Annotated in this window: 3 protein-coding genes and 2 pseudogenes; 1 reads left to right on the forward strand and 4 read right to left on the reverse strand. The window is 60.3% G+C overall.

Going from position 1 to position 4,778, the window contains the following annotated elements; translation table 11 throughout:
* Positions 1-83 precede the first annotated feature (83 nt).
* Positions 84-761 (reverse strand): dienelactone hydrolase family protein, encoded by a 678-nt coding sequence (locus tag CRT23_RS27140; RefSeq protein WP_103712587.1) that lies wholly within the window; start codon positions 759-761, stop codon positions 84-86.
* A 1,018-nt stretch (positions 762-1,779) separates the two neighbouring features.
* Here CRT23_RS27140 and CRT23_RS27150 point away from each other — a divergent pair.
* Positions 1,780-2,730 (forward strand): exopolyphosphatase, encoded by a 951-nt coding sequence (locus CRT23_RS27150; RefSeq protein ID WP_245436643.1) that lies wholly within the window; start codon positions 1,780-1,782, stop codon positions 2,728-2,730.
* Between the two features lie 612 nt (positions 2,731-3,342).
* On the opposite strand, the gene CRT23_RS28275 is transcribed toward CRT23_RS27150, so the two are convergent.
* The 3 genes and pseudogenes from CRT23_RS28275 to CRT23_RS27160 form a co-directional block, all read right to left on the reverse strand.
* Positions 3,343-3,492: a DUF2243 domain-containing protein gene (locus CRT23_RS28275; RefSeq protein ID WP_146056556.1), complete on the reverse strand. Its 150-nt coding sequence runs from the start codon at positions 3,490-3,492 to the stop codon at positions 3,343-3,345.
* Between the two features lie 15 nt (positions 3,493-3,507).
* Positions 3,508-4,275: pseudogene (locus tag CRT23_RS27155) on the reverse strand (IS5 family transposase).
* Between the two features lie 63 nt (positions 4,276-4,338).
* Positions 4,339-4,692, reverse strand: a pseudogene (locus tag CRT23_RS27160) (DUF2243 domain-containing protein); the annotation flags it as partial.
* Positions 4,693-4,778: the final 86 nt, after the last annotated feature.

A 4,778-nucleotide genomic window follows, 5' to 3' on the forward strand; every position in this document is an offset into this window, starting at 1 on the left:
GACAAGGAACATCGATGAGGAGATGCTTGCCTCACGAACCCCAATCAGAGAGGACTCTCAGGCTGCCCTAATAGGTCGCGGCTTCAGGAGGACGCCTGCTGAAGGTGCTGTCCAAGGAAACGTGCGACCCGTGCCGCGGCATCGAATTGCGCGGCACCCGTGAGGCCGTGGCCCTGCCCCTCGTAGATCTTGATCTCATACGGGGTGCTCTGCTCCCGCAGCAAACGCTCTATCGCTTGAGCATGGGAGACGGGGACGATGCGATCCGAAGCACCGTGCAGGATAAGGGTTGGTGGCAGCCGTGGACGCTGGCAGGCAAGCTCATCTGGCAGCGGGCCCGAGTAGTCAACGATCGCTCGCACACGTGGCTCCTCCGCCGCTATCGCGAAGGCCAGCGCCGCTCCGAGCGATAGGCCCACAATGCCAAGCGTTCTGGCATCGCCCCCAGGCTGATCAACCAGCCAGCTCACCGCATCGCGAATGGTCTCTGTCCATTGTGGGAAGTCCTGCCGCAGTCGGGCATAAGCCACGCGCTGGTCACCCGTTCGGTCAAGGTAGTGCACGAAGGCGACGTGGTAGCCTGACGCTGCGATGGTCCGTGCGGCGAGGCGGTAGCCGTCAGCGTAGGTCAGACCGTCCGCACCATGCAGGAGCAGCACTGCCGGTCTTGCTGATGATGACCCCAGCCCTGTTGTGAGACTGCCGGAAGCCGCAAACCATTCCACCGCAATCTGCTGCCCACCGCTCGTAAAGCTCTGCATGTCTGGATTTTCGTTTCCGCTCTCTGCTGGACGGCGCTTCTCGCCACGGGCACGCCCATGCCGGCCTTCAAGCCCGCTCTACGAAGGTGGGACGCAGGTTTGCGCGGAGGAATGCGGCACTTCGTGCGCATGCCAAGTCACAAGCTTGTCCCGGGGCACGCCCACACCAGCAATCGACCTGCGCCAGCAGAAGCTCTCGTTTCGCGCCGGCAGCTGTTCTGCGCCGCGAGAGGACGTTAGCGTGCTACCCAGGCGGACATCCATTTCCAGGTAGGCCACCGGCCGGTGTCGACCTAATGAAGATACTGGGAAGGGCAGCTTCCGGCAGCTTGGTGGACGGGAATCTACCACCGGATTAGCCCTTCACCTATTAAGCGTTAAGTGAAAGCCCATTCATTCTACAATTTGTTTTTAAATGAATATTCAAGGCTCAGGATTTTACATGCCTTAGACATCCTTCGGTTTAGCCTGTGAGGGGTGGGGACGTTGATACTCGTCGGGTGTCATGCTTATGCGGCGCTGGAAGGCCCGCCGGAGCGTGTCGCCGACCTTGAACCCGCAAGCACCCGCCACCGGCTTCGCGGCCGCGAGGCTGTCCTTGAAGCGTGCTTGCGGCAAAGCCGATGTTGGCTTGAACGGGTTAAAGCCTGCGTAGCGAGACTTCTTACGCGATCAGCTACTTAAGACTCGCTGTAAACCGACTGAGCGCATCGGTACGCCACTCCCAGTACAGGAGTGCGGGGACAGGGAGCATGATCGCAAAGAAGATCCAGTCAAACATCTGCGGCATGGTTCGGCCCTTCGGTTTGATAACGCCTGTTTTCTACCAATTCCGCAAGGCAATGTTCCCTCAGCCTCAGGTCTGCAACCTCGCGGGGTGCTAAACCCATGACCAGCGGCGGGCCTGCAGACGTGAAGGCCTCAAAGCAAATTTAACCAAGCTCCAGATCACAGCAGCAGCCGTAACCCTACCTTTAGCACTCGCGGTCACTCCTCCTGGTAGTTGGAGAATTGACCCATGATGCCGAGCCAGAAGTTTCGCCTTGTGACCCGGAGTGATTTCGACGGGCTAGTATGCGGAATGCTGTTGCGTGAGCTTGATCTGATCGACGAAATTAAGTTTGTTCACCCTAAGGACATGCAAGACGGCATCGTGCCGATCACGGCACGCGATATCATCACGAACTTGCCTTACGTCGAAGGGTGCTATCTTGCCTTCGACCATCATTCGAGCGAGAGCGCGCGCAACGCTGGGCGAGACTTCCCTAACCACGTGATCGACGTCACGGCGCCTTCCGCAGCCCGCGTCGTGTATCGACATTACGGTGCCTCATCCTTCCCGCATATCAGCGAGGAGCTGATGTCCGCCGTCGATAAGGCGGACGCGGCGCAGTTCAGCCGCGAGGAGATCCTCAACCCGCAAGGGTGGGTGCTGCTCAACTTCCTCATGGATTCACGTACCGGGCTCGGCCGATTTCGCGACTTCCGCATCTCGAACTACGAACTCATGATGCAGCTGATCGAGCGCTGCCGGGACCATACAATTACGGAGATCTTGGCTCTGCCCGACGTCAAGGAGCGCATCGGCCTGTACAACGACCAGAGTGCGTTGTTCGCGGCTCAGCTTCACCGCTGCACGTCGGTGCATGGTAAGCTCGCCCTCATCGATCTCCGGGGCGAAGAAGTCATCTACGCGGGCAATCGCTTCGCGGTCTATGCGGTCTTCCCTAATTGTGATGTCTCTGCCCACCTGATGTGGGGCTTGAAGAAACAAAACACTGTTTTCGCCATAGGCAAGTCTATCCTGGACCGCAGCTCACAGGTCGACATCGGCGCGCTCTGCCTATCCTACGGCGGGGGTGGTCATCGCGCGGCCGGCACATGTCAGGTGTCAAACGAATGTGCAGAAATCGTGAAGGGCGAGCTCATCGTCGCGCTCTCCGGAACACCCTACAAGGCCGCGGCCTGATAGGCTGCCGGTCAGCCTCGCGCCCGAACTTGGCTGCACAACATCGACATGGCCAACAGTGGTCAGATCCGAAGTGCGTGTGTGCAGGAGCCTACCCGTCTCGGGATGCATCGGCAGTTTGGGCTACGAGCCATTCGGCCCTTCGAACTACAGGGTGATCAAGGGTCTAATTGTCTTATGCCGCGGTCGTCCGCGCTGGTGACCTGGATGCTCGCCTCTCGTGAGGTCCGCGCCGCATAAAGCGACGTCGTTGCGGTCACTTGTCGACCGCGGCCAGGCAATAGAGGGGCTGCTCGTAAAAGCGGCCCCTCTTTGTGTTCGGGGTCTGAGCGCGCCTCAGTTATCCAGCTTCTTCAACATCACAACGGCGCCTCGGCTATCCATGAAGGTGCTGGACGCCGCACGCCAGAGTTCCTGATCATGACTCCGCGAGCGATGGATCACCCTGACAGGCAGCGCATGTTGAGCAGGTCGTCGAGGGTCAACGTGGTCCCATAAATCAGAGGCCGCCATGCTGGCATTGTTGCGAGGATCAGAGCCGCGGATAGCATGAGCCACGGCAATCCCTTCCTAACACCGATCCCGACGTTGAGGTGGCCGACCTTCACCGTTTTAGATCCCCATCCGAGTGAACGCCTGTTCGGAACGCCCCAACTTCACCAGTAGCCCGCCGCCGATGATCATGGCCACGCCCCATGCGAGGAAGCCGATGTCCCAGTAAATCCACTGCTCACGCGGCACGAGTTCATTGACGTGGTGCACGCCTAGGGCCTGTTGTCACTTGAGGTGGTCGAGGGCAGCGGCGAGGCAGAGGACGCCGGTGAAGCTGGTGGCGGTCTTTTCGTAGCGCGTAGGCAACGGCTCGCCACTCCTTGAGGCGTGCCCAGAGCCGCTCGACGATGTTGCGGTTGGTGTAGATCCAGTCTGGGCAGCGCGCGGGAGCCTCGTTGCACTTGGACGGGATGGCGGGTTTTGCCCCGGCCTCGCGCACCTGCTCGCGGAAGCGGTGGCTGGAGTAGCCCCGATCCGCCACGACCCATCGGGGCACGCCCGGCAAGCACTTGAGCAGGGGCTGCGCGTAAGGCAGTTCGTGGGCCTGTCCGGGTGCAATCCGAAAGGCGATCGCGCGGCCTGCGCCGTCAGCGATCACGCAAGCTTTCGTCCCATAGCCGCCACGTGATCGGCCAACAGCTTCACGAGCGTCTCGCTCGGCTGCAGATCCCCCCTTTTGGCGGCACCTGCTGCCTTCTGGTGCGCGCGCATGTTGGTGCCGTCGAGGAACACCATACCGAGCCGAACGCCGCGCTCCTGCACAAGGGCGAGAAGACGCTCCCAGACACCGCAGCGCGACCAGCGAATGAAAATTTGCGCTGCCCGCCACCACGGCCCCAGGTCTTGCGGGATGGCGCGCCACTTGGCGCCGTTCTGATGCCGCCATAGGATCGCCGAGAGCGTGCGCCGCAGGTCTTGAGGCGGCGTCTTCGCCTTCGGTCGACAAACCTCAAGCAGCGGCTCCAAAACGGCCCATTGTGCATCGCTCAGCATCGTCCCTCCCCGGATAGGACGGACAAAACGCATGCTCTGCCACATAGTTCAGGCGACGACAGACCCTAGGAGCTGATGATCGACCACACCTTCGACGAGGTTGAACAGCCCAAAGCCAACGAGGAGTGTTCCGACGAGGAGCTTATTAGACCAGTAGATGTGCTGCCGGTGTGCGGTACGCCAGAGAATGAAGAGGCCGATTACAACAAACACGTAGGTCGCGCTGTGAAAGACGCCGTCCCATAAGGTATTGAGTTCAAGGTTCGAGACTGAGGTGATGGGGTACCAACTGCTGAGCATGTGATGCCATTGCAACACTTGATGAAGCCCGATCCCGTCGAAGAAGCCGCCCAACCCGATCCCAAACAGGATGCCGGCGCTTAGAGGGAAGGAGCTATCCTGGGCCGCAACAACCATTTGGTTCTCCCCCGAAGAGGTGCTGCCTAACTGTTCAGTCCCGAAGTGAGATGGGTCGGATCGTATCTGAAGCGGCTTGGATCGTC

The sequence above is a fragment of the Methylobacterium sp. V23 genome, from assembly GCF_002917135.1.
In the GTDB taxonomy this organism is placed as follows: Bacteria; Pseudomonadota; Alphaproteobacteria; order Rhizobiales; family Beijerinckiaceae; genus Methylobacterium.